Raw genomic sequence first — 25,513 nt, forward strand, 5'->3', positions numbered from 1 at the left:
TGGATCTGTTCGCCCGGAGTAACGCGCGACCATTTTAAGAAGCTGCATTGCGTTTGCCGTATAAACCTTTGCTGCGCAAGCATTTTTGTCTATGCTTTGGTCATGTAGTTTGTGGGGCCGCAGACCCGTGGAGGAGAATCGGTGAGCGCTTACCAGTTTGACGACGATGCCCGGCCGATTTTTTCGCGCGGGCCGCTGCTCGTTCTCAAGCTGGCCGTGCTACTGGGCTGCTCGGCCGCATTGATGTACTACGATCGGGTCGCGCAGGATCAGGAACTTGCCCCGTTACGCGACACGATTGCCGTAGCCCTGACCCCGGTATTCTGGATCAGCGACATACCGCGCCAGGTCAGCAACATGCGCGAGCACCTGCACAGCCGCGAGCGCTTGATCTCCGACAACGACGATTTGCGCCACGAACACCTACGGCTGAACGCACGCCTGCAGAAACTGCTATCGCTCGAAGCCGAAAACCACCGCATCCGGGCCCTGCTCGACTCCTCCCGTCAGATCCACGAAGCCGTGATGATCGGCGAGATTCAGTCAACCAGCCTGGATCCCTACCAGCAGCGCCTGCGTATCAATCGCGGCAAACAGGATGGCGTCATTGAGGGGCAGGCCCTGATTGATGCGCATGGCATCCTCGGCCAGGTCATTGAAGTCACCCCCTACGCCTCCACAGCCGTGCTCATCACGGACCAGAGCCAGGGCGTACCCGTTCAGGTCAACCGTAACGGCCTGCGCACCGTTGCCCACGGCAATGGCAGCCCCAAGCTCAATCTACCGTTCCTGCCCGCCAACTCCGACATTCAGGTCGGCGATATGCTGGTCAGCTCCGGCCTCGGCGGCCGTTATCCGGTGGGTTACCCGGTTGCGATTGTGGAGAAGATCGAGCATCACCCGGGCGAACATTTCCTGGAGATCGTCGCGGTTCCGGCCGCGCGCATTCCGAACGGCCGCGAAGTGCTGCTGGTTCGTGATGATGTGCCGGCACCAAGCACGGCGCAGATGATCGACCCCGAGGCCAAGCCAGGCCGCGTAGCCACCGCGGACTAGGCGCCTTTGATGGTACGCGCCGGCTGGCTGGGCAGTCTTGTGGCACTGTCCTTGGCTTTGATTTTGACCGCACTGCCCTTGCCCGACGGACTGGCCATTGCACGCCCAGCCGCCGTGCCGCTGGTGCTGGTATGGCTGTGCATTCATATGCCGTCACGTTTCGGCATTGTGTGGGCGTGGTGTCTTGGCTTGATTCTCGATGTGGTCCATTCGACCAGCTTGGGTCAACATGCCGTTGCGTTGACCTTGCTCAGCTATATCGTGATCAAGTTGCGCGGCAGCCTGCACCTGTTGCCAGCGTGGCAGCAGGCCTTGGTGTTGATACCGGCCTGGGCCGGCTATCAGGGATTGCTGCTGTGGCTGGATGGCTTTGTGGGGCAGTCGATTGATCCGTTGTGGCGTTGGTTGCCGGTGATCAGCACCAGTTTGTGCTGGCTGCCGCTGAGCGCCATTTTTGCGCTGGCCGACCGGCCACAGCATCATGAGGCTTGAGCGCCGTTTGTCCTGACTCGCTCAACTCGAGTTTGTCTGCACGGGAACATTGCTAACCCACATGGCTGGCACCGCCTTTAAAAATACGTGGCAGGAAAAACGTGCGTTCAGCAACCGCGTGGCGGTGGCCAGTGCATTCGTCCTGCTGTTGCTCGGGGTTCTGGTTTATCGCCTGGTCCAGTTGCAGTCGGTGCAGCATGAGTACTTTGTAACCCGCTCGGACGAAAACCGTATGCGGGTGCATCCTGTGGTGGGTGTTCGCGGCCTGATTTTCGATCGCAATGGCGTGGTGCTGGCCGAAAATCTGCCCGCCTACCGCCTCGAAATCACCCCTGAGCAAAGCCCGGATCTGACCGACACCGTCGACCGGCTGGGGCAGCTCGTTTCCATCACCGAGCGCGAGCGCGAACGGTTTTTCGCCCGCGTGCAAGCATCTGCGTCATTCGATCAGATCCCCTTGAAACTGAATCTGGATGGCGACGACCTGGCCCGATTCGAGGTCAATCGGCGGCAATTTCCGGGCGTCAACGTACGCGCCGGGCTGACCCGTCACTATCCCTTGGGCGAGGTCACGGCGCACATCGTGGGTTACGTTGGTGGCATTACTGCCAGCGACTTGGAACGAGTCAATCCCGAGCGCTATCGCGGCGCGTCTTATATTGGAAAAACCGGTATCGAGCGTCAGTACGAACCACTGCTGCACGGTGACCCTGGCAGCCAGTTGATCGAGGCCGATGCGCTGGGGCGGCGCCTGCGTCAACTCGACTACACCCACCCCACGCCGGGCAAGACCCTGTACCTGACGCTGGATGCACGTCTGCAGCAGGCCGCCAAATCTGCGTTCGAAGGCCGCAACGGCGCCGCGGTGGCGCTGGATGTGAACACCGGCGAAATCCTCGCCATGGTCTCCGTGCCCAGCTATGAACCGGGCGATTTCATCGACGGCATCAGCCACAAGCGCTATGCCGAACTGACCCAGGACACGTCGCGCCCTCTGTTCCACCGCGCCATTCAAGGGCAGTACCCTCCCGGCTCGACCATCAAGCCGATCATGGCCCTGGCGGGTCTGGAAAGCGGCGTGTTCAACCGCCGTTCACGGGTGCATTGCCCAGGCTACTACCAGCTGCCCGACAGTACGCGACGCCACCGCGACTGGAAACGTCGCGGGCATGGCACTGTCGATACCCACGAGGCCATTGCCCAATCCTGCGATGTGTACTTCTACGATTTGGCCCATCGTCTGGAAATTGATCGCATTCATGACTTTCTCGAACAGTTCGGCCTGGGTTCGCGCACCGGGGTCGATATCCCCAATGAAACCACAGGCCTGCTGCCCTCACGCGAATGGAAACGGCGCGTGCGCGCGGAGAACTGGTACCCCGGTGAAACCCTCAACATTGGCATTGGGCAAGGCTTCATGCTGACCACTCCGCTGCAACTGGCTGAAGCCACCGCGCGCGTGGCCACGCGTGGCGCCGGCGCGCGCCCCCACCTGCTGCGCCAGATCAAGGACAACAGCAACGGCCAGCTTCAGGCCATGGCGATCGAACCACTGCCCCGGATCAAGCTGCAAGATGCTTCGCACTGGGACGAAATTCACGACGCCATGGTGGCGGTGGTGCACGGCCCGACCGGCACCGCGCGAAGGATTGGAGCCGACGCGGCTTACCGCATCGCCGGTAAAACCGGTACGGCACAGGTTGCCGGCCTGGCCCAGGAGGATGACGAAGCACCGCAGCTGACCGACGTGCCCTACCATCTGCGTGACCACGCCCTGTTCGTGGCCTACGCCCCCGCCGACAACCCTCAAGTTGCTGTGGCCGTAATCGCCGAACACAGCGGCAGCGGCGGCGCGATTGCCTCGCCCATTGCCCGGCGTATCCTCGACGTGGCGCTGGGCCATGACAACAGCCCTGACGTGTTGCCGGAACAGCCATGAATCTCGAAAGCAACAACGCGGCTTACAGCGGCTGGACAAGGCTGCACCTTGACGGTCCGCTGCTGGCCCTGCTGGCTTTGTTGACCGCCATTGGTCTGTTCACTGTGTACAGTGCAACTGGCCAGGACATCAACATGGTCATCGCTCAGGCCAAACGTATTGCACTGGGCCTGGTCGCGCTTATTGTGGTCGCCCAATGCCCTCCGGAATGGTTCCGCACACTCACGCCCTGGGCCTATCTGGCCGGCACCATCATGCTGATTGCCGTGCTGGTACTGGGCGACACCTCAAAAGGGGCACAGCGTTGGCTCGACCTTGGGTTTGTGCGTTTCCAACCGTCCGAACTGATGAAGTTCGCAGTTCCGCTGATGGTCGCCACATTTCTGCATGAGCGCCGCCTGCCGCCACGGCTGTTTGCGATAGCAACCAGCGCCGCCATCATCGCCGTGCCAACTGTGCTTATCGCCCAGCAGCCTGATTTGGGCACCGCGCTCTTGGTGGTTAGCGCCGGCGGCTTCGCACTGTATTTCGCCGCGCTGCGTTGGCGCCTGATTCTGGGTGCAATCGCCCTGGCTGGAGCCGCCGCACCTTTGCTTTGGCATAACATGCACGACTATCAACGTCGCCGTGTCATGACCTTGCTCGACCCCGCATCGGACCCAACCGGCGCCGGCTATCACATCATTCAGTCCAAAATCGCAATTGGTTCCGGTGGCTGGGATGGCAAAGGCTGGCTGATGGGCACCCAAGCCCGTCTGGACTTTCTGCCTGAAGCCAACACCGACTTCATCTTCGCGGTGTTTGCCGAAGAGTTCGGCCTGATCGGTGTGCTCGGTCTGCTCACCGTTTATCTTCTGATCATTGCGCGTGGCCTGTACATCGCAACGCGCGCCCAAGACACCTTTTCGCGGCTGGTTGTCGGCAGTCTCAGCCTGACCTTTTTCATCTATCTTTTCGTCAATATTGGTATGGTCATCGGCCTGCTCCCGGTTGTTGGTGTTCCGCTACCGCTGGTGAGTTACGGGGGCACGTCCATGGTCAGTTTGCTGGCCAGCTTCGGCCTGATCATGTCCATTCACACCCACCGGAAACTGCTCTCGTCATGATGCGCGTCACGTTTACTGTGCTTTCGCTTGTGCTCGCCCCGTGCGTGTTGGCGGATTACTCCAGCCACCCCAAAGCAGCCCAGCTGGCCGATGAACTTGCCGCCACCGGCGAGTACACCCGAGCCGAGGTGCTGGACGTTCTGCGCAAGGCCCAGCGCAACCCCAAACTGATCGAATCCGAGCGCAAAGCACCGGAACGCACACGCACTTGGCCGGAGTACCGCAGCATCTTCATGGATGGCTCACGCGTGGCCAATGGAGTGCGCTTTCTGCGCAAGCACTATCCGTCTCTAGCGCGCGCCAGCGCAGAGTACGGCGTACCCAAGCACGTGATTGCCGCGATCATCGGCGTGGAGACGCTGTATGGTGGTTACACAGGCCCTCATCCGGTCATCGACTCCCTGGCTACCCAGGGGTTTGACCACCCCACCCGAACGCCATTCTTCTTTAGCGAACTCAAAGAATATTTCTTGCTGTGCCGGGAAATGGGCTTCGACCCGCTGGCCCAAAAAGGCTCTTATGCCGGCGCCATGGGGCTGTCGCAGTTCATGCCCAGCAATTATCGCCGCCTCGGCCTGGACTATGACGGCGATGGCCGGGTCAACTTGTGGTCGCCTTCAGATGCGATTGGCAGCGTCGCCAACTACCTGAAGAACTTTCGCGGCACCAATACGGGCTGGCGTGCCGGCGAGGCGGTAGCCTTTCCAGTCAAAATCAGCTCACCGCCTGAGGGCGTGGCCGTCAACCAGAAAACCCCGACACACACCTGGGCGGCCTTAAGCGCCCATGTGGAGGAACTTCCGGTCACGCTTGAAGCGACGCAGGCCGTAGGCCTGCTGGCCCTGCAAACCGGCGCCGAGCCTGAATACTGGTTGGCCCTGCCGAATTTCTACAGCATCTTGTCGTACAACCCGCGGACCTATTATGCGATGGCTGTCTTTCAGGTCAGCCAGGCGATTGCCGCCGCGGATCTGGCGGACTGATGCGCATGCGCGGCGTCTGGATCGGGGTGACCGCAGCGCTGCTGACGGCCTGTTCCAGCACGCCAACGAGCACGCCAGGGCGCGATAGCGCACCTGGCCATGTCCCGATCGACCCTTGGGCCGTGCCCGAACCCGTGCCCAAGATCGAGCCGCGCAGCCGTTATGGCAACCCGGCCAACTATGAGGTTTTCGGCAAGCGCTATCGTGTCCTGGAAAGCGCAAAAGGCTATCGCGAGCGCGGACTGGCCTCATGGTATGGCACCAAATTCCATGGCCGGCGCACATCCAGCGGCGAACCCTACGACATGTTCGCCATCACCGCCGCTCACAAGACACTGCCGCTGCCAACCTACGTCCAGGTGCGCAACCTGGAAAACGGTCGCAGTCTGATCGTGCGCGTCAATGATCGCGGCCCCTTCCACCCGGGGCGCATCATTGATTTGTCTTACACCGCCGCCGTGCGCCTTGGGGTTTACCAAAAAGGTTCAGCCAAAGTCGAAGTGGTCGCCCTCACCGAGGTTCCGCCGGCCCCGGCCGTGCCCGCCGAACAACAGGGCCCGCCCCCCGCAGAGGACGAACTCGACGCCCTGATCAATAACCTGCGCACCGCCCCGGGAGGCCCGCTGCCGGAGCGCTTGCCCTTCCTCCAGATCGCAGCATTTCGTAACATGAACGCCTGCGTTGAAACCAAAGACGCGCTGATTCGGCAGAACCTTCTGGCCATTTCCATTCGCGAGCAAGGCGCTGTTTGCCAAGTGCTGCAGGGCCCCTTTGCCAGCGACCAAGATGCACAAACTCAGGCCCAGGCGCTGCGTGCGTTAGGCCACAGCCCGGTGATTAGTTACCCATGACATATCGGCTCCCCCTGTTTGCCCTTTTCACGGCGCTGACGCTGACCTTTGCGCTGCCCGCTGCCGAGGCTCAACAAAGACCGCGCATGCCGACGCCGGAAGCGCCGCAAATTGATGCCAGCAGCTACATCCTGGTCGATTTCAACAGCGGCCAGGTCATTGCGGACAAAAACGCGGACGAGCAGGTGGATCCGGCGTCCATCACCAAGCTGATGACGGCCTATATCGTTTTCAGCGAGCTGCGTGCCGGCAACGTTGGGCTGGATGATCTGGTCACGGTGAGCAAGAAAGCGTGGCAAGCCGAAGGCTCACGCATGTTCATCGAAGTGAATGACCAGGTTCGGGTCGAAGATCTGATCCGCGGCATGATCATCCAGTCCGGCAACGACGCCAGCATCGCGCTGGCTGAGCACTTGGCCGGCGGCGAAAACACCTTCGCGACGTGGATGAATCAGCATGCCGAACGCCTTGGCATGCACCAGACGCACTACGAGAACGCCACCGGTCTGACCGGCCCCGCACACAAATCCAGCGCGCGCGATATCGCTACACTGGTTGCTGCGCTGATCGAGGAATTCCCGGAATACTACCGGCTGTATTCCGAGCGTGAGTTCACCTACGCAGGCATCACCCAGTCCAATCGCAATCGTCTGTTGTGGCGCGACAATTCGGTGGATGGCGTGAAAACCGGCTACACCAAAGCGGCCGGATACTGCCTAGCTTCATCTGCCGAGCGTGACGGCATGCGCCTGATTTCGGTGGTGCTGGGCACGCCCAGCATGCGTGCCCGCGAGCAAGCCAGCGAATCCTTGCTGAACTACGGTTTCCGCTTTTTCGAAAGCGTGCAGGTGGCGACCCAGAACGAAGCTGTCGCCAATGCCAAAATCTGGAAATCCAGTGCTGAGAACGTCCAGCTTGGTCCGTCTCAGACCACATTCGTCACGGTCCCTCGCGGCCGCGCCGATGACATCAGCCTCAAGCCGCAGCTGGATCAGCGCCTGATCGCGCCGGTAACTGCTGGCCAACAACTCGGCGCACTGAACATTTCGCTCGATGACGAAAAGCTTGCCAGTGTTCCGCTGGTGGCCTTGCAAGCCATGCCGTTGGGCTCGCTGTGGCAACGCTTGCGCGATGAAGTCTTGCTGTTTGTGAAACGATGAGTCTGCATGCCGCCCTGCAGGAACTGGACTACCCCTGCACCTACCCTTTCAAACTGATCTGCCAGCCCGATGCCGTGGAAACGGTGCGCCAGGCCATACTCAAATCGTTGGGCGATGGCGCCGAAGTGACAGATGTTCATCAACGCGCCAGCCGTAACGGCCGCTTTGTCTCGTTGACGGTCACCATCACCGCCCAGTCTGCCGCTCAGATCGAGACGGTCTACGCCGATCTTGCACCGGTGCCGGGTATCGTCACCAGTTTGTAGGACCCATGACAGGCGTCAGCATTCAGTGTCTTGGACGAGCCGATTACGCGGAAACGTTCGCCGCAATGCGGGCTTACAACGACGCACGCGGCCGCCAGGGCGACGATCAGATCTGGATTGTTGAACACCCACCGGTCTACACCCAGGGGCTGGCCGGAAAGCCCGAGCACCTGCTGAATCCTGGCGATATACCGGTGGTCCAAACCGACCGCGGGGGCCAAGTTACCTATCACGGCCCCGGCCAAATCGTGGTTTACCCGCTACTCGATCTGAAACGTCTCAAGATCGGCCCTAAAGCCCTGGTTAATGGCCTGGAGCAGGTTCTGATTGATGAACTGGCCGCACTGGGTATCGTGGCCGAGCGCCGCCAGGGCGCACCAGGGGTCTATGTGGGCGCGGACAAAATTGCCTCCTTGGGCCTGCGCATACGTCACGGCTGCTGCTATCACGGCCTCTCACTCAATGTCGACATGGATCTGGAACCGTTCGCCCGCATCAACCCCTGTGGTTACGCCGGACTGAACATGAGCCAGCTGGCTGACTTCAACGCCCAGGATGACGTCTTTGTAATTGGTCAACGACTTGCCGCACGGATCGTTGAACAATTTGACTTGTCCCTATCGAACCCTCGGACTGCTAGAATCGAGGGAACCTTAACGTCCACCGCTGGTCCCTGAAGCTATGAAGATTCAACTACTTGCCGCTGCTGTACTGGCCTTTGCAAGCGCCACTGCAGTGCACGCTCAAGGCGCAGCCAGCGACGCAAAAACCAGCACCCAGAACGCAAGCCCCAACGCCGTGATCAGCTCGGTCGCCGAGGAGCTTCTGGGCCGCATCAAGAAAGATCGGGACGCTCTGGACAAGGATCCGCAACGCCTCTATGCCATGGTTGACGAGGTGGTGCTGCCCTACTTTGATTTTCCGCTGATGTCGCGCCTGGTTCTTGGCCCGGCCTGGGACAAAGCCGACAGCGCCCAGCAGAAGCGCTTCATGGATGGATTCAAGACGCTGCTGGTCAAGACCTATGGCAATGCCCTGCTCCAGTACAGCAACGAACAGGTCAGCTTTGCCGAAGCCGAACCTGGCTCCAAACCAGACCGCGCCAGCGTTGCTTCAACGATCCAGTCCCCCGGCGCCGATCCGGTGACCATGCACTACCGCATGCGCCAGAAAGACGGCCAGTGGCTGGTCTATGACGTGGTGGTCGACAACATCAGCCTGGTCACCAACTATCGGGGCACCTACGCCTCAGAAATCAAGCGTGGTGGTTTGGAAAGCCTGATCGACAAGCTGGAAAAGCAAGCCGCGGGCTAACCCGCATCATTTACCAGCCGGCCTTCCGGCTACCTGTTCTTGGGGAATCAGGTGAACAAGCGAGCAATTCAGGGCGTCATCCTGGCGCTGGTCGTGGTGCTTGCCGGCTGCGCACACCGCCCGGCGCATGATCCATCCGATCCGCTGGAAAGCGTTAATCGCGGCATTTTTGCCTTCAACATGACCGCCGACAAGTATGTCTTGCGGCCAGTCGCAAAAGGTTACCGCTGGGCCGTGCCGGGCTTTGCACGCACCGGCATCAAGAATTTCTTCCGCAATCTGGGCTACCCGGTCACCATTGCCAACCAATACCTGCAGGGCAAGCTGGCCGATGGCACAGCGGATCTGGGACGTTTCCTGCTCAACACCACGCTTGGCCTGGGTGGTTTTGTTGATGTCGCGGGTTATTGGGGTCTGCCGGCCCATGATGAGGATTTCGGCCAAACCTTTGGTCGCTGGGGCGTTGGCGAAGGCTGGTATTTGATGCTGCCGTTTCTTGGCCCAAGCACCAACCGTGACGTGGTTGGCATGGTCTTTGGCGCCCCGCTCAATCCGACCTATTACTCGGACGAAACGGCCACCATCTGGGGCCTGACGGTGCTCGACGCCATTCAGACACGCGCACAATTCCTGAATGCCGACGCGTTGTTAATGCAGCAGCTGGACCCTTACGCGTTCATGCGCAATGCCTATCTGCAACGCCGCTGGTCAGCCATTCATGACGGCAACCCGCCGATGGATGACGAACCTGACTTCGAAGCCTACGACGATTTCTGATGAAAAAACTGCTCATCCTGCTGATCCTGTTGATTGCCGGCATTGTTGCTTTCGACATGTTGTTCCCGGCCCAAGCGGCCCACTACGGCGTCGCGTTGGAACGCTGGCGTAATGGCCTGGAAAGCAAAAGCATCGACGTCGATGGCATGCAGATCGCCTACAACGAAGGTGGTCAAGGCGAACCCTTGCTGCTGATTCATGGCTTTGGCGCCGACAAGGACAACTGGACACGCGTCGCAGGTCATCTCACCCCCCACTACCGGGTGATTGCCATTGATTTGCCGGGCTTCGGCCAGAGCAGCCGCATACCCAACGCCGAGTTCGACATCGTCAGCCAGACCCGCAGGGTGCACCAGATTGCCTCAGCACTTGGACTTGAGCGTTTCCACCTTGGAGGCAGCTCCATGGGCGGCAACATCAGCCTGACGTATGCCGGGTTGTACCCCGACCAAGTCATGAGTCTGTGGGTGCTGGCGCCCGCAGGCGTGGAAGGCAGCGAGATCAGCGAACTTCGTCAGCGTTATGCGCAGACCGGTGAGAATGCTCTGATCGTGAAACAGGCTGAGGATTTCCCCAGCATCATGCAGTTCACCATGAGCAAACCACCGTTTCTGCCTTACAGTGTCAAGCACCAGCTTGGTCTGCGCGCAGCAGCCGATCATGACCTGCACAAGCGCATATTTGAAACGCTCAATCGTGATGCCCAAAGCGTCAATGCGCTGATCAAAGACAGTCCGATACCCGCGCTCGTGGTCTGGGGTGATCAGGACCGTGCTTTGCACTACAGCGGAGCGGAAATCCTCAAGAGCTTGATGCCAAACGCGAAGATCATTGTGCGGCCAGGCATCGGTCATCTCCCCATGATCGAGGAACCGCAGCGTTCGGCCCAAGATTGGCTGAGTTTCCAGAGCAGCCAATAGCGCCACCGGCACCCGCCCAACATGCGCTTGGTGTACATTCTGCGCTTTAGAGTCAGGAAGTAGGCCGTGCCGGCGTCATCCCATCATCGCGGCAAACAGCATATCAACCGTCAGGATTTGCTTGATGCCGCGTTGAGGTTGTTGGGGCCCAATCGCAGTGTATCGACCCTGGGGCTGCGTGAAGTTGCACGTGCTGCGGACATCGCCCCCAACAGCTTCTACCGCCATTTTCGCGACATTGACGAGCTTGCCGTCGCCCTGATCGAGCAAGCCGGCGGCGCCCTGCGAACAATCATTCGCGAGGCCCGCAACCGCGTCAGCAATGATCGCAGCGCTGTGGTCAGTTCGGTCGAGACCTTCATGGAACAGCTTGAGGCCGACGAGAAGTACCTGCACCTGCTCCTGCGCGAAGGTAGCGCTGGCTCTACAGCCTTCAAGCAGGCGATCGAACGCCAGTTGCAGTACTTTGAGACCGAACTGCAGGAAGATCTGGTGCGCCTGTCGAGCGCTGCAGGACGTCCGTTGTCACGACCGGACCTGGTTTCCAAAGCGATCACGCGGATGATTTTTGCGCTTGGTGGCACTGCCATGGATCAGAATTCCGACCAACGCGAACAAACCGCGCAACAAATGATCATCATCATACGCATGATCATAGCCGGCTCCTTGATTCTGCCACGGCAACACGCAGGCCTCTGAAGTTTCCAGACACAAAAACGCCCCGACTAGCGGGGCGTTTTCAATTCAGTCGTCGGACTTAGAAGTCAGCACTGACACCGATGAACACGTAGCGACCCAGTGCATCGTAAATCTGCGGGAAGGTATTGCCATTGCCCACAACGCCCGGCAGCGGATCACCCGAACCACCGCTGATCACAGGCGGGTCCTTGTCGAGCAGGTTGTTGATACCCGCACGGAAGCTGAAGCGATCAAACGGCACGGTAACACCCAGATCAAAGTAGCTGTATGACGCGAGCGAATCGTTGACCGAAGCCGGGGGAATTTCGCCCGTCTCAGGATCAGGGGTACGATCGGACAGGCTGGCATCGTCAGCACGCACGCCGCCAATGTAGCGCCAGGCCAGCGAGGCTTCGATACCGTTGTACGGCGTCAACCAGCGGGCGCGGAATTTATGGCGCCAATCTGGTTTCGGCACACCGCATTCCAGACCGTAACGACCATCGCAGTCAAAGGTGCTGCTGCCCGGCACACGCTCAACCACTTCAGACAGGTTATAGGCGCCGGCGAGTTCCAGGTTCAACATACCGTAGTCGTTCAAGCTCATACGGTAGTTCATACCCAGGTCGATACCCTTGATCTTGATCGAACCGGTGTTCAGCGTCTGCACGTTGACGAAGCCATTCTGGCCCAACCACAAGCTGCCGGTGCTGGGGTCGCGGCTGATCAGGTCGCACAGATTGCCGTTGTCGTAGCACTCACGCAGCACGGTGTCGGCACCATAGCTGTCAATCAGACCACTGACTTCGATGTTGTAGTAGTCCAGGGTTACGCTGAAGTTCTCGATGAACTCCGGGGTGTAAACCAGACCCAGCGTGTAGGTGTCTGCTTCTTCCGGCTCCAGCCCAGGGGTGGTGCCATACAGGCCGTTGTACTGGCCCGCCGGATTCTGCGACACGTTGCCGTAGGCGTCCGGATTGGCTGCGAAGAACGCATCATTCTGGCACTGCTCGGCGGTGGCGGTCGGGCGAGCCGACTCTTCTGCCGCATTGGGGTCACCGGCACACGGGTCAGTATTACCCGCCAGATTCACTGAAATCGGCTGGGAAAGTTCGATGATATTCGGTGCGCGCACCGCACGGTTGTAACCACCACGTACGTTGAGCTGCTCATCGAACGCCCAGTTCAGCAGTGCTTTGTAGGTGTGCGTCGAGTCGGTCGAGCTGTAATCGGAGAAACGATAGCCCAGCTCCAGATTCACGTCGTACATGCCGGGACGATCCTGCAGCAGCGGAATACGCGTCTCACCGAAGATTTCAAACAGATCGAAAGCACCTCCGGTACCAATCGTGGCGCCGCCCTGACCCGCCAAATCACCGGTCACGAAAGACTGATCGGGATCGAAGTTGAGCTTTTCGCTACGTCGCTCAACACCGAAAGCAAAGCCCACCGGGGTCGAGGCCGTCGGCAGAATCAGGTCATCAAAGGCACCGGAAACCGTGGCACCCAGAACGGTCTGCTCGGTACGCCCGGCAAGCAGTCCCGGAGTCAGGATGTAGTCCAGGGCAGCCGGATCAACCTCAACGCTGTCGTCGAAGATGTTGTAGACCACGCAATCCGGATCGCTGCCATCAACCACGCTGCGGCATACGATGTTGCCTTCGTCGTCCTGAACCGCATCAACCGCACGATTCTGACGCGTGATCGACATGTCGTTGCGATAGATCTGGTTGACCTTGGCGCTGGCAATCTGACCAAAGATGTCATAGGACCACAGGCCCTTGTACTCAAATTCTCCTTCCAGGCCAAACACGCTGCGCATGCTGGTGTGGGTCAGATCGTCATCACGCGGACCACCTTCAACGTTACGACGCAGAATGAACACGTTCGCGGTATCCGTGGGGCCATAACCCTGATCAGTACAGAATTTCTGAACCTGATCAGCGGACAGCAGAGGATTGTCGCAACGCACGGTGTCTACGGTCGCAAAAATACCACTCGGTGCAATCACGCCATTGGTACGATCTTCGGTGAAACTGAAGTTGGCATAGGCCAGCATCGTTTCGTTGATCTCGCGCGAGAACATGGCACCCAGCGACAGATTTTCGTTGTTGCGCTGGTAGTAATTGAACGGTGCAAAATTGAACAGGCTGTTGCCATTCGGATCAATCAAGCTATTGCCGCCTGGCTCAAGGCTGTACAGGGTTTCGTTGCCGAAATCTGCGTCGTAGGAGATAAAGTTGGCCGGCGCGTTGGTGAACGACCCCAGACACGCCTGCGGGTTACCACCCACGGAACATGCCGAGTAGTCACGCTCGGACTGACGCACAGCATTGAGCTCACGGTAGACCGCGTAGAAGGTCGAGTTGCCCAGACCATCGGCGGAATCCGAACCCACAATCAGGCTCAGCGTGTTGCTCTGACCATCTGCAACGGTGGCATCCGGCTCCTCAAAGCCGCGGGCCCGCAGACGATCACGCGCACTTTGATTGTCGTTCTCATGGAAGTAGAAACCGTGCTGGTAATCCAGCTGTACGCCGCTGAAGCCTTTCTTCATGATGAAGTTGACCACACCGGCCACAGCGTCAGAACCGTAGACCGCGGATGCACCGCCTGTGACGATTTCAACGCGTTCGATCAGTGCCGCCGGGATGGTGTTCAGGTCGGGCACCGGCTCACGCGGATCACCGGAGTGCATGCGCTTGCCATCAATCAGGACCAGCGTCCGCTCGGAACCGAGGTTACGCAGGTTGACGGTTGCCGTCCCGGTCGCGCCGTTGGACAGGTTACCGCCCTGATCAGCGAAAGCCTGCGGCAGGCTGTTGATCAGGTCTTCGACACGGATCGTACCCTGGTACTTGATTTCCGTTTCGTTGACGATGGTCACCGGACTGGTACTGGTCAGGTTGGCCTGCTTGATACGCGAACCGGTGACCTGAATGGCGCCCAGATCAACCGACGACTCCGACTCTGCCTCCATCGCTTCGATGGCGGCATCAGAGGACTCCAGATCAATCTGCTCGACGTCCTGTGCGAAAACGGGCGCAGACAGCGTCAGCGCTGCAACCCCCCAAATAGCGGATAGCGGCGAGCCAATCGTCGCCGACCTAATCTTGATCATTCCGAAGTTCCCCAAAACTCTAGATGGATACGTCAGTTGTTGTCTGACTTGGGAGCAAAGCTACCGCATCTCCGCTCAAATTGAAATGCACAACTGCATAGAACGAATTCACGGCAACCCAAGCCCTACACGAATACCGGTCTCAGACGGTTCCACTGCGATGCTAATTTCGTGCCAAACCGCGAAAACACGGAAATTTCACCGGAATGTGGTTGAATAGAATCGCCGTCACAAAACACGGATGAGGAGGCTTCCATGCCAACGACGCCGTCATATTGCAGTGTGATCAGGCTGGGTTCAGTGGGACTTGCCAGCATGCTGCTCGCCTGTGCTTCGCACGCTCCCCTGCCCCATCAATCCACGGTGGCGCCCGAAAGTCTGATCGCTGAAGCACCGCAGTCCCTCGCACAGACTCAAGTCAAAGCAGACGAAATTTTGGCGACAACGCCACAAATGCGTGAATTTGTGGCCCGGCATGTGGATTTGAACGCGCGCCCCGGACAACGCCTCGAACAGCTGATACACGGCATGCTGGATGAGCAGCTGCTGGCCCTTGAATTTGAACTGGGGCGCACGCGCACAGCCGCGCAGACCTTCGAAGACCGTCGCGGCAATTGCCTGTCTTTCACCAACCTTTTCGTCGCGCTGGCGCGTGAGGCCGGCCTGCTCGTCAACTATCAATTGATCGATGTCCCGGCAAGTTGGGAACGCAATGGCGACTGGGTGGTTGTGGATAATCACATCAACGCCATTCTGCACAACTTGCGCGTCGACGGATCGCACCGCTGGAACTACGTCGTCGACTTCAACATGGCCGATTTTCAAGGCCACTATCCGCGCGAAGAGATCGATGACGCCCGCGCTTTTGCGCTGTTCTTCAACAACCGTGGCGCCGAATTCATGCAACGCGGCCACCTTGAACAAGCCCACAGTCATTTGGCTCAAGCGCATGCCTTGAACCCGCGCCTTCCTGCGTTGTGGCTCAATCTGGGCTCGCTTTACCGCAAGCAAGATCAGCACGAGCAAGCGAAAAGTGCCTATCTGGAAGCACTGCGCCTTGATCCGCACGCACCAGCAGCGTTATCCAATCTGGCCAGCTTGTACCGAAGCCTTGGCAAGACCAAGCAAGCACTGCAGGTTGAAAGACGCCTCAGCCAGCTTCGCGAGCAAGACCCGTACTACTTTTATCAACGCAGCCTTACGGCTTACAGCTCTGGTCAATGGCTCGAGGCCACGCGCCACCTGGATCAGGCCTTGCGACTGAAAAAAGACGAGCATCAGTTCATCTTTCTTCGCGCTCTGCTAGAGCTGCAACAAGGACAGATTGAACGTGCCCGTACCTCCCTGGAGCAGGCTCAGTCACTCGCCAGCAATGCCCAGACACGTGCGCTGTACAGCAGCAAGATCCATCGGCTGAGCAGCGAATCACATTCATAAACGCCAAAAAAAAACGCCCTGCCGAAGCAGGGCGTTTTGCCAATGGTGTCGCGCTGCGGTTTTAGAACCGCTGCGTGAATTTCACGTACGGCATACGCCCGGTCGGGTCATACAGTTCCTGATCGTAGAACGGGTTGCCCAGTGAGCGGTTCACGTTAGCACCACGGTCGAACAGGTCACGCACCCCGAGGGAGATATCCGAATCCCACGGCGTCGCGTACTGAACCTGCAGATCATGCAGTGTGTACGACGGCGTATGACCAACCTTCTCCAGCAGCAGCGGGTTGGCTGCACTCGGCAGCTGGGTCAAAGCCGTATCGGCGATGTGGCTGACAACCCAAGTAACGGTGTAATCCGAAACCGCCCACATGGTCTGCCAGGTACCGCGATACTCCGGCACAGCACTCGAGCTACCAATACGTGCGTAACCAACCTGATCCTGGACCGGCGTAGCACCGTCATCCTCGGTAAAGCCCAACACCCAGCTGAGGGTGATCCCGGACTTCAGACGGCCCCACTGTCCCAGATTCAGCGACACGTTGGTGTTCAAATCCAGACCGTCGGTCTTGATCTCGGCGATGTTCACCGTCTGCGAGGTGATGCTGTCAATCGCACCACTGGCCAGACGCGTGATCGACGAACCATCCGGCAAAGCCTGGCCAGCCAGTTCACGCAGAACCAAGGACTGCGGCGACGGGGTGGAAATCGAGTCGTTGATTACGATGTTGTAGTAATCCAGGCTGATATCCCAGAAATCCGTCGGCTGAAACACCACCCCCAGGCTGAACTGATCCGAAGTTTCCGGATCCAGATTGTTGTTGGCCACGAAGTAGGTGTCTTTCTGAACCTGCGGGCAGGTCGTCAGATCCTGACCATTGGCATCACACACCACCAGGTCACGTACGGTTTCCGCACTGAACGAATCGTTGGCGTTCAACTCGCTCAACAACGGCGCACGGAAGCCCTGACCGTACGATGCACGGACCGTCAGATTATCCATGGGGTTGTAGCGGAAGGAAACTTTCGGACTGAACTCACTGCCTACGTCACTGTAGTCGTCGAAGCGAACCGCCAGGCCCATTTCGAGGCCTTCAGCCAAGGGCACCAGAGTTTCCGCATAGAGCGCGAAGAAATCACGTTCACCGCTGGACGAGTTACCTGCGCTGCCACCGACTGTGCCGGCTTCACTCTGGCTGTCGTACACATCGGCAAACTCTTCTTCACGGTACTCACCACCCACGGCCAAGCCCACCGGGCCAGCGCCGGTTTCGGCAACCATCGGGAAGTCAAAGTTCGCGAACGCTTCACGTGCTTCTGAATAGCCGTCACGGTTGATGGTGACTTTCATACTGTTCAGAACCTCGGGCGCACCCGGGTTGTTGACGTCCAGCGGGTTGTAAGCGCCCGACGCAGCGTTGGCCGCAGCCACCGAATTCAGCACGTAGTTACGACCGAACTCATTCGAGCTGTAGCGGAACAAACGCAGACCAGCTTCAGCACTGTAATTGGCGAAATCACCTTTCAACGTACCGACCACATGCACGATGTCGTTCTGCACTTCGGTATCACGCGGCCCAAGGGCCAGGTAGCGGTGTGCAATGAAGATGTCTTCGCCATACGGGTTGCTCGGTGCCGCAGCTGGCACGGAAAGCAGTGCCGGTGCCGGCGCGAAACGGCCGAAGCTTTGAGTCTGCGAGTACGTTGCATCGAACGAAGTCGACCAGGTGTCGTTGATCTGACGCTCGGAATACGCAAACAGCGAAGCCGCTTCCAAAGAGGCCGTATCTGCTGCGATACCGGTGTAGTCATAGGTACACAGCGGACCACCTGCCAGGTTGAAGCTGCCATCGTCGGTGTAACGGTAGAAACCGCGATCTTCCGGACAAGCCGCATCCGGTGCGTCGAGCTGACGGCTGAAATCTGCGCTGAACACGCTGTTGCCATAGCCGGACAGACCGCCGGTGGTGCCGAAGTCCTGACCATCACCGAATTCCGAACGGCTGTACGGACGCGCTGACAGCGGAATCAGGTCCTTGCGATAGTAGGAACCACCAAGAATCGCATTCGATTTCCCGGTGGAGATACCCGTCACATAGGACGCTTCGCGAGTGTCACCGCCATTTTCAGACGGCGAACCGGCCCCGAAGCTGACCGCAGAGCCTTCGAAGTCCTTACGCAGGATAACGTTGACCACACCGCCGATGGCATCGGCACCATAGACCGCTGATGCGCCATCGGAGAGCACTTCGATACGCTCGACAGCAGCCAGCGGAATGGCGTTCAAGTCAGCCGCGCTGGTGCTCACCGGCGAAATCGGCAGACGTCGGCCGTTGACCAGAATGATCGAGCGCTCTGCACCCAGGCCACGCAGGTTGACCTGAGCCTGACCGGTAAAGCTGTTACCGGAGGTCTGCACATAGGAACCCGACGAGTTGAAGCTCAGTGAACGCAGGGCCTCGCTGACGGATGTCTTACCACTGCGCTCAATGTCGTCACGACTAATAACGGTGACGGGTAACGCACCTTCAATGTCGGCACGTGAAATACGTGACCCGGTAACCTGAATGCGATCCAGGGCCACCGCATCATCGCCACTGCTCGCGTCTTCTGCGGGGGCAGGTGCCGCCACAGGCGCTTGGGCGACCGGCGCAGGTGCCGGCTGCGGTGCCGCCATGGGCGCCGGTGCCGGGGCAGGCGCAGGTGCCGGCTCTGCAGCGGTAACCATGTCTTTGGTCACGTTCAGGTATCTCTGCTTCAGATAGCCTTCAGAACCACCCGAGGTCCGAACACGCACGAATTCACCAGCGTATTCGAGAATGTCGACTTCCTGTCCAGCGGACAAGGTCGTGACAATCGGATGATCCGTACCCATGCCATCACGGACGTTGATACGAATCTTGGCCTCACCGGTGTCGGCCACAGCCGCCCCGGTAAAACCGATCGCAGCAGCGGTCGTGATTGACGCCAAGACACGCAAGCCCGTGGGCAAACGCTTGTCCTTTGCTTCCCTCATCTCAGTTAACTCCCCAGTTAAAGGTATGCCATCCATTCCAATGGATGTGACAACGCTAGCGCAATTGCCACGGAAATGAAATATTGCGCCGCAGCATCATTCACTCATGTATGCAACAGGTGTGAATAGAGAGATATTCGGTGCATCCTGATCACCCGAAAACGCGCACTTGGCCGGTGCAAAACCAGTGATCCGCCCGGCCTAGCGAGGTAGCACCTCATCAACCTGAATAACAGGCCGATAACCCAGTTCCTGACGCGCTTTTTGGTCATCCACAGTGACCGGCTTGGCGCCCAGCTCGATCATCAAACGGTGCACCGGTGGCGCACCACGCAAGGGCAGGTTTTCCCACAGCCATTCCGCCGTGCGGGCGAAACGCGCAGCCAGCCACAAGGGCACAGATTTGGTCGGCTCAGCGTAACCGTGCGCGCGCATCTGCCGGCCCAGAAAGTCGCGGTAGGTTCGCGGCTCGCCGTCGCTGACGAAATAGGCCTCGCCGCCACGGCCACGCTGCGCCGCCAGCCACAAGCCCTCACACACGTTGTCGACATGGCAGGTGCTGGTCAGGGCACGCCCGTGATCCGGCCAGACAAACTTCCCGGCCTCAACCTGAGCCAGAATCTTGGGCAGCACAGATGTGTCATCGCGACCCCATATCAGGCGCGGACGTACACTGACGCAGCGCATCGCCGCACTGTTGGCGGCCAAAACCCGACGTTCGGCCTCGCCTTTGGTCAAGGGATAGCGCGGCAATGGGTTGTCCGGCAAAGGGCGTTGTTCATTGAGCCCCTGCATGGCATCGCGCCCAGTGGCATAAACCGCCTCGGTGCCAACATGCACAAAGCAGCCAACCTCGGCGGCACGTGCCGCTGCCAAAGTGTTCTCGGTGCCGACCACATTGATCTGCCAGAACAACTCATGCGGCCCCCAGTCCTCAACCGTGGCCGCGGCATGGAACACCACATCACAACCCTGCATCCCGCTCGCCATGCTCTGCGGCTCGGCCAGATCGCCGCGCACCGGCACTGCACCCAGCGCGGCAACGCTGTTGGCCGCAGCTTCGGAGCGGGCCAGCGCGGCCACGGCCACACCCTCGCTGCGCAAGCGGCGGATCAGATTGCGGCCAACGAATCCGGAACCGCCAGTGACAAATGCCTTGTTCATGGACGCCTTCTCAGCTTTCGAACGGAACACCACAGCAACACATTGGTCGTATGCGCCGCAATACCTACAATAATTGGTTTACTCGAGGACTTCGCCTTTCACGATGGCCAGCGACAACGCCCTGACGCCCCTTCGGCAACATATCGAATCCCGCATCATCGGACAGCAGACCCTGGTCGAGCGTCTGCTGATCGCCCTGCTCGCCGATGGTCACCTGCTGGTCGAGGGCGCCCCCGGGCTGGCCAAGACACGCGCGATCAAGGCGCTGGCCGAAGGGGTCGAGGCGGATTTCCATCGCCTGCAGTTCACCCCTGACCTGCTGCCCTCGGACCTGATCGGCACCGACATCTATCGTCCCGAAAACGGCAGTTTCGAGTTTCAGCACGGCCCGATCTTCCACAATCTGCTGCTTGCCGACGAGATCAACCGGGCGCCTGCCAAGGTCCAGTCGGCTCTGCTTGAAGCCATGGCCGAGCGCCAGATCACCGTCGGCCAGACCACCCGCACCCTGCCCGACCTGTTCCTGGTCATGGCGACACAGAACCCGATCGAGCAGGAAGGCACCTACCCGTTGCCCGAAGCGCAGCTTGACCGCTTCCTGCTGCATGTCCGTGTGGACTACCCCGACCGCGACAGCGAGCGCCAGATTCTGCGCCTGGCCCGCGGCGAGGCGCGCCATGATGCTGGCCCGCCACCGCAGCCACTGACCCAGAGCGTGATCTTCCAGGCCCGCCAGGACTGCCTGGCCCTGCACCTGAGCGAGGCGGTCGAGGAATACATCGTTCAGCTGGTCCACGCAACGCGACAGCCATCCGCCTATGGTGATGATCTGGCCCGCTGGATCGACTATGGCGCCAGCCCGCGCGCCAGCATTGCCCTGGAGCGCTGCGCCCGCGCGCGGGCCTGGCTTGAGGGACGCGATTACGTCTCTCCGGATGATATCCAGGCGATCGCCCCGGATGTCCTGCGCCACCGCGTCCTGCGCAGCTACACCGCAGAGGCGGAAGGCATCAGCGATGATCACCTGATCAGCGAACTGCTCGGCCGCGTGCCGGTCGCCTAGGCCCGGCGATGGCGCTTCATCGCATCGAACTGGCGGATCTGCTGGCCCAGCGCCAGCATGCCGGCAGCGTCGACCTGGCCAGCCGACGGCGCGTTTTCACCGACCTCGCCGGCACCCATTTGTCCGGCTTCCGCGGACGCGGCATGGAATTCGAAGAACACCGCCGCTACGTACCAGGGGACGAGATTCGCAGCATCGACTGGCGCGTCACCGCACGCACCGGCCACACCCATGTGCGCAACTACCGCGAAGAGCGCGAACGCCCGGTCATTCTGGCCTGCGACCTGCGCGCACCCATGTGGTTCGGCTCGCAGGGCTGCTTCAAGGCCGTGCTGGCCGCACGCGTAGCCGCACGCTTCGCCTGGGCCGCCAGCGCCAATGGCGACCGTGTTGGAGGCCTGTGCCTGCACGCTCAGCACAGCGAATCACGCCCGGCCAGCGGGCAGCGCGGAGTGATGCGCCTGTTTCGGCTGCTCTGCGATGCGCCCCCGGCGGCGGCCCAGATGCCGCCCTTGTCTCAGCTGATCGAAGAACTGCGGCGCATTGCCCGGCCGGGCGCCTTGATCGTGGTGATCGGCGATTTTCACGACCTCGACAGCCGCGGTCAGCAGGGCCTGAGCATGATCGGCCGGCATTGCGAACTGATTCTCGGACTGGTTTCGGACCCGCTGGAACGCCAGGCGCCACGTCCGGGCCTGTATCCGACGCGCGCTTCGGACGGCAAAACCGCCATTCTCAACGCGCGTGACGGGCACACGCGGGAGCGCTGGTCGCGTCAGTTTGCACAGCGCCAGGAGCAGGTCCGTGCCCTGGCCTATGCCTGCCGTGCCCAGTATCTCGATCTGCGCACCGAAGACGGCCCGGACGGCGCCTTTGCGCAACCATCTCGGCGGAGGGCAGGATGACGCCCGGCGCCGATCCGCTCGCCAATCTGAAACCCATCCATCTGCCCGCCGAGCCCGGCTGGTGGCCTCCTGCACCGGGTTGGTGGCTGCTCGCCCTGAGTGTGGTGGTGCTGACCATCGGCATGGTGCTGGCCTGGCGGCATTGGCGACGACGCCGCGCCCCCGTGCGCCAGGCCGACGCCGAGCTGGCCCGCATCAGCGCAGAAACCGATGCCGTTCGCCAGCTCAGCGCACTCAACCAGCTGTTGCGCCGGGTCGCAGCACGGGTCTACGGGCCAGGCGCCGCCAGCCTGGCGCCCGCGCAGTGGTCAGAATTTCTCACCACCCATGCACCCGCTGGTGATCAGAATCCGCTGCGCTGGCAGCAACTCGCACAAGCGCCCTACCGCGGCATCGACGCAAGCGATGACACGCTCAGCATCGACGCGCTGGGCATGACCCGAGCCTGGATTCAGGCCAATCTCAAGCGGGCAAGGCCATGCTGAGCCTGCACTGGCCCTGGATGCTGCTGTTATTGCCGCTGCCCTGGCTGGTCGCCGCGTTTGCACCCGCGGCTGCGCGCGGCGACGCCATCACCCTGCCGCTGGCATTAAGGCAGCTGGCCGGCCAGCACGAGCAGGCCCGCAAGCGCCCGTGGCTGGCCCTGCTCGCGTGGCTGGCCCTGCTCATCGCAGCCAGCCGGCCGATCTGGCTGGGCGAGCCGGTGGCGTTACCGGCCTCGGGGCGCGACATCGTCCTCGCGGTTGATCTGTCCGGCAGCATGGACGAGCGCGACATCGCCTACCAAGGACGTACCGTGCAACGCCTGGCCGTGGTCCAGGCGGTGGCCGGCGAGTTTCTGCAACGCCGTGTGGGTGACCGGGTCGGCCTGGTGCTGTTCGGTGAACGCGCCTACCTGCAAAGCCCGCTGAGTCTTGACCGCCCCACCACCCGCCAACTGCTGGATGAGGCCGAAGTCGGTCTGGCCGGGCAGAAAACCGCCATCGGCGACGCCATCGGTATGGCGGTCAAACACCTGCTGGCGGCCGGGCGCAACGACGACAAAGTGGTCATCCTGCTGACCGACGGCGAAAGCAACGCCGGCCATCTCAGCCCGCTCAAGGCCGCAGAGCTGGCCGCGCAGTCGGGCGTGCGGGTCCACACCATCGGCTTTTCCGGCGAGCAGACCATCCGTCTCGGACCGTTCGTGCAAAGCCGTCAATCGCCCATTGATGCGCAGACTCTCAAACGTGTGGCCGAAGCCACCGGCGGTCGTTTCTTCACCGCGCAAAGCGTTGCCGCACTGGAGCAGATTTACGCCCTGCTCGATGAGATCGAACCGGTCGAAGTGGCCAATCTCAGCTTTCGCCCGCAGACCGCCCTGTTTCACTGGCCGCTGGGCCTGGCCCTGCTGCTGACCCTGTTGCAGCTCGCCCCTGGAGTGACGCAGCGCTGGCGGGAGCAGCGCGCATGAACGCCCTGGACAACTTCCATTTCCTGCGCCCGCTGTGGCTGCTGGCTCTACCCGCCCTGTGGCTGCTGCTGTGGCTGATGCGTGATCACTTCAGCACGCAAAGCCCGTGGCGGCAGATCATTGATCCGGCGCTACTGCCCCATCTGAACCAGTCCAGCGGAGGCGGCTCCGGCAACACCCGCGGGCCGCTGGTCCTTGCTGTGCTGGGCACCGCGCTGGCCAGCCTGGCGCTGGCCGGCCCAAGCTGGCGTCAGTTGCCCCAGCCGGTGTACGACAGCCCCCTGCATCGCGTGCTGGTCATGGATCTGTCCACCGCCATGAATGCCGCCGACATCAAACCTTCACGTCTGGCACGCAGCAAGCTGCTGGCCCAGCAGCTACTGAACAACCAGCAGGAAGGCGATACCGCGCTGGTGGCCTTCGCCGCCGAGGCCTTTGCCGTGGTGCCGCTGACCTCCGATCGTGGCACCGTCAGCCACCTGCTCAGCAGTCTCAGCACCGAGCTGATGCCCAGCGCCGGTGACAACCTGGCGGCCGGCATCAACGAGGCGCGACATCTGCTCGAACAAGGCGGCGCGAATCGCGGCGACATCATCGTGCTGACAGCCTCGCCCCCCGATGCAGCGGCGCGTGATGCGGTTGAGCACGCCCGTCAAAGCGGCTTTCGTACCCACATCCTGGCCGCCGGCACACCCCAGGGCGCACCCATTCCGGCGCCTGGCGGTGGCTGGCAACGCGACAGCCGCAATGCGATCACCCTGGCCCGACTGCCGGCAAACGAGCTGGCCGAACTGGCGCGCAGCGGCGGTGGCCTGTATCGCCGCGTGGATCAGGCCGGCGCCGATTTCAGACTCAAGCCCGCCATGGCCTTCGAGGCCTCGGCCAGCGGCCCATCGGAAGACCGCTTCCAGGCCGATCAGTGGCAGGACGAAGGGGCCTGGCTGCTGCTGCCGTTGATCCTGATCGCGGCCAGCGCATTTCGCCGCGGCTGGCTGTTCGGGCTGCTGTTGTGCCTGCCCTTGCTGCAACCGCAAAGCGCGTATGCCGGCTGGTGGAAAACCCAGGATCAGCAGGCTCTGGAACATTTTCACGCTGGCGACTTTGCCACCGCGGCAGACAACTTCAAGCAGCGCGAATGGCGCGCCAGCGCGCTGTATGAGGCCGGTGAATACGAAAAGGCGGCCGAACTCTGGAGCACCGGTGATCGCGCCAGTGATGCCTACAATCAGGGCAACGCACTGGCCCGTAGTGGTGATCTGCAAGCCGCCATCGAGGCCTACGCCAAAGCGCTGCAACGCGACCCACAACTGAGCGATGCCCAGGCCAATCGCGATCTGCTCGAAAAGCTGCTCGAACAGCAACAGCAACAGCAACAGCAACAGCAACAGCAACAGCAAAACGATACCTCGCAGTCCGCGCAGGACGATTCCTCTGCCGAGCAGCAAACGAGTGATGCGGATGCCGAGCAAGATGCGTCCAATGCCGCCGATCAAGCTCAATCCCAGCAAGACCCAAGCTCGGCTGAGAACGCGCAAAGCGCACAGGGCGACGATGCGCAAAACGCTGACGCACAACAAAATGCGCCGGACGAGAATTCGGCCGGCGAGCAAAGCGACAGCACCCAGACCGCACACGGCAGCGACGAGGCCGCCTCCGAGGAGACCAGCGACGCGTCGGTGCAAAGTGGCGAATTCAGCCCCGAGGACGAACAGGCACAAGCTGTTCAACAATGGCTCAAACGCATTCCGGACGACCCGGGCGGCTTGCTGCGGCGCAAATTCGAGCGCATGCAACAACGTCGCCAAGCCCAGTGAT

General features: G+C 60.7%; 22 protein-coding genes. 19 read left to right on the top strand and 3 right to left on the bottom strand.

Annotated elements, in window-relative coordinates:
- Positions 1 to 141 precede the first annotated feature (141 nt).
- The 13 genes from mreC to fabR all read left to right on the top strand — a co-directional run bounded on the left by mreC (position 142) and on the right by fabR (position 11,563).
- Complete coding sequence (gene mreC, locus ATO7_RS10035; protein WP_158523149.1) at positions 142 to 1,056, top strand: rod shape-determining protein MreC; 915 nt, start codon at positions 142 to 144, stop codon at positions 1,054 to 1,056.
- Positions 1,057 to 1,065: 9 nt separating this feature from the next.
- Positions 1,066 to 1,548 carry a rod shape-determining protein MreD gene (gene mreD, locus ATO7_RS10040; protein ID WP_083561597.1) on the top strand — a complete coding sequence of 161 codons (483 nt, stop codon included), beginning with the start codon at positions 1,066 to 1,068 and terminating at the stop codon, positions 1,546 to 1,548.
- Between the two features lie 61 nt (positions 1,549 to 1,609).
- On the top strand, positions 1,610 to 3,487 hold the full coding sequence (gene mrdA / locus ATO7_RS10045; protein ID WP_083561598.1) for a penicillin-binding protein 2: 1,878 nt from the start codon (positions 1,610 to 1,612) through the stop codon (positions 3,485 to 3,487).
- Positions 3,484 to 4,593, top strand: coding sequence for a rod shape-determining protein RodA (gene rodA, locus ATO7_RS10050; RefSeq protein WP_083561599.1), 1,110 nt, complete (start codon positions 3,484 to 3,486; stop codon positions 4,591 to 4,593). The genes mrdA and rodA overlap by 4 nt, the downstream gene beginning before the upstream one ends.
- Positions 4,590 to 5,576: a lytic murein transglycosylase B gene (gene mltB / locus ATO7_RS10055; RefSeq protein WP_146680274.1), complete on the top strand. Its 987-nt coding sequence runs from the start codon at positions 4,590 to 4,592 to the stop codon at positions 5,574 to 5,576. Before rodA ends, mltB begins: the two co-directional genes overlap by 4 nt.
- A 5-nt stretch (positions 5,577 to 5,581) precedes the next feature.
- Positions 5,582 to 6,427, top strand: a complete 846-nt coding sequence (locus tag ATO7_RS10060) for a septal ring lytic transglycosylase RlpA family protein (RefSeq protein WP_206044877.1) — start codon at positions 5,582 to 5,584, stop codon at positions 6,425 to 6,427.
- On the top strand, positions 6,424 to 7,587 hold the full coding sequence (locus ATO7_RS10065) for a D-alanyl-D-alanine carboxypeptidase family protein (protein ID WP_083561601.1): 1,164 nt from the start codon (positions 6,424 to 6,426) through the stop codon (positions 7,585 to 7,587). The genes ATO7_RS10060 and ATO7_RS10065 overlap by 4 nt, the downstream gene beginning before the upstream one ends.
- A complete protein-coding gene (locus ATO7_RS10070) occupies positions 7,584 to 7,853 on the top strand; it encodes a DUF493 domain-containing protein (RefSeq protein ID WP_083561602.1) in 270 nt (89 codons plus the stop codon). Before ATO7_RS10065 ends, ATO7_RS10070 begins: the two co-directional genes overlap by 4 nt.
- A 5-nt stretch (positions 7,854 to 7,858) precedes the next feature.
- Entirely contained in the window at positions 7,859 to 8,530 is a 672-nt protein-coding gene (gene lipB / locus ATO7_RS10075) for a lipoyl(octanoyl) transferase LipB (RefSeq protein WP_083561603.1), read from the top strand.
- Between the two features lie 4 nt (positions 8,531 to 8,534).
- Entirely contained in the window at positions 8,535 to 9,167 is a 633-nt protein-coding gene (locus ATO7_RS10080) for an MlaC/ttg2D family ABC transporter substrate-binding protein (protein WP_083561604.1), read from the top strand.
- Between the two features lie 51 nt (positions 9,168 to 9,218).
- Positions 9,219 to 9,944, top strand: coding sequence for an MlaA family lipoprotein (locus tag ATO7_RS10085; protein WP_206044878.1), 726 nt, complete (start codon positions 9,219 to 9,221; stop codon positions 9,942 to 9,944).
- Entirely contained in the window at positions 9,944 to 10,864 is a 921-nt protein-coding gene (locus ATO7_RS10090) for an alpha/beta fold hydrolase (protein WP_083561605.1), read from the top strand. Before ATO7_RS10085 ends, ATO7_RS10090 begins: the two co-directional genes overlap by 1 nt.
- A gap of 66 nt (positions 10,865 to 10,930) precedes the next feature.
- The gene (gene fabR, locus ATO7_RS10095) at positions 10,931 to 11,563 is read left to right on the top strand and encodes an HTH-type transcriptional repressor FabR (protein WP_083561606.1); all 633 of its coding nucleotides are present in this window, start codon (positions 10,931 to 10,933) and stop codon (positions 11,561 to 11,563) included.
- Positions 11,564 to 11,621: 58 nt separating this feature from the next.
- Here fabR and ATO7_RS10100 read toward each other — a convergent pair whose 3' ends face one another.
- Positions 11,622 to 14,663, bottom strand: coding sequence for a TonB-dependent receptor domain-containing protein (locus ATO7_RS10100; protein WP_083561607.1), 3,042 nt, complete (start codon positions 14,661 to 14,663; stop codon positions 11,622 to 11,624).
- 453 nt (positions 14,664 to 15,116) lie between these two features.
- On the opposite strand from ATO7_RS10100, the gene ATO7_RS10105 reads away from it, so the two are divergent.
- Positions 15,117 to 16,100: a tetratricopeptide repeat protein gene (locus ATO7_RS10105; RefSeq protein WP_158523151.1), complete on the top strand. Its 984-nt coding sequence runs from the start codon at positions 15,117 to 15,119 to the stop codon at positions 16,098 to 16,100.
- A gap of 61 nt (positions 16,101 to 16,161) precedes the next feature.
- On the opposite strand, the gene ATO7_RS10110 is transcribed toward ATO7_RS10105, so the two are convergent.
- Positions 16,162 to 19,113 (bottom strand): TonB-dependent receptor domain-containing protein, encoded by a 2,952-nt coding sequence (locus ATO7_RS10110; RefSeq protein WP_158523152.1) that lies wholly within the window; start codon positions 19,111 to 19,113, stop codon positions 16,162 to 16,164.
- A 201-nt stretch (positions 19,114 to 19,314) separates the two neighbouring features.
- Positions 19,315 to 20,277 carry an NAD-dependent epimerase/dehydratase family protein gene (locus ATO7_RS10115; protein WP_083561610.1) on the bottom strand — a complete coding sequence of 321 codons (963 nt, stop codon included), beginning with the start codon at positions 20,275 to 20,277 and terminating at the stop codon, positions 19,315 to 19,317.
- Positions 20,278 to 20,380: 103 nt separating this feature from the next.
- Between ATO7_RS10115 and ATO7_RS10120 the strand changes: the two genes are divergently transcribed.
- Genes ATO7_RS10120 through ATO7_RS10140 form a run of 5 tightly spaced genes read left to right on the top strand, consistent with a single transcriptional unit; the run spans position 20,381 to position 25,512 of the window.
- Positions 20,381 to 21,340, top strand: coding sequence for an AAA family ATPase (locus ATO7_RS10120; protein WP_083561611.1), 960 nt, complete (start codon positions 20,381 to 20,383; stop codon positions 21,338 to 21,340).
- 8 nt (positions 21,341 to 21,348) lie between these two features.
- Positions 21,349 to 22,245, top strand: a complete 897-nt coding sequence (locus ATO7_RS10125; protein WP_083561612.1) for a DUF58 domain-containing protein — start codon at positions 21,349 to 21,351, stop codon at positions 22,243 to 22,245.
- Entirely contained in the window at positions 22,242 to 22,730 is a 489-nt protein-coding gene (locus ATO7_RS10130; protein WP_083561613.1) for a DUF4381 domain-containing protein, read from the top strand. The genes ATO7_RS10125 and ATO7_RS10130 overlap by 4 nt, the downstream gene beginning before the upstream one ends.
- Positions 22,724 to 23,698 (top strand): VWA domain-containing protein, encoded by a 975-nt coding sequence (locus ATO7_RS10135; RefSeq protein ID WP_083561614.1) that lies wholly within the window; start codon positions 22,724 to 22,726, stop codon positions 23,696 to 23,698. Before ATO7_RS10130 ends, ATO7_RS10135 begins: the two co-directional genes overlap by 7 nt.
- The gene (locus ATO7_RS10140; RefSeq protein ID WP_083561615.1) at positions 23,695 to 25,512 is read left to right on the top strand and encodes a VWA domain-containing protein; all 1,818 of its coding nucleotides are present in this window, start codon (positions 23,695 to 23,697) and stop codon (positions 25,510 to 25,512) included. Before ATO7_RS10135 ends, ATO7_RS10140 begins: the two co-directional genes overlap by 4 nt.
- The last annotated feature ends 1 nt before the right edge of the window (position 25,513 follow it).

It is taken from the genome of Oceanococcus atlanticus, from assembly GCF_002088235.1.
Lineage (GTDB): Bacteria > Pseudomonadota > Gammaproteobacteria > Nevskiales > Oceanococcaceae > Oceanococcus > Oceanococcus atlanticus.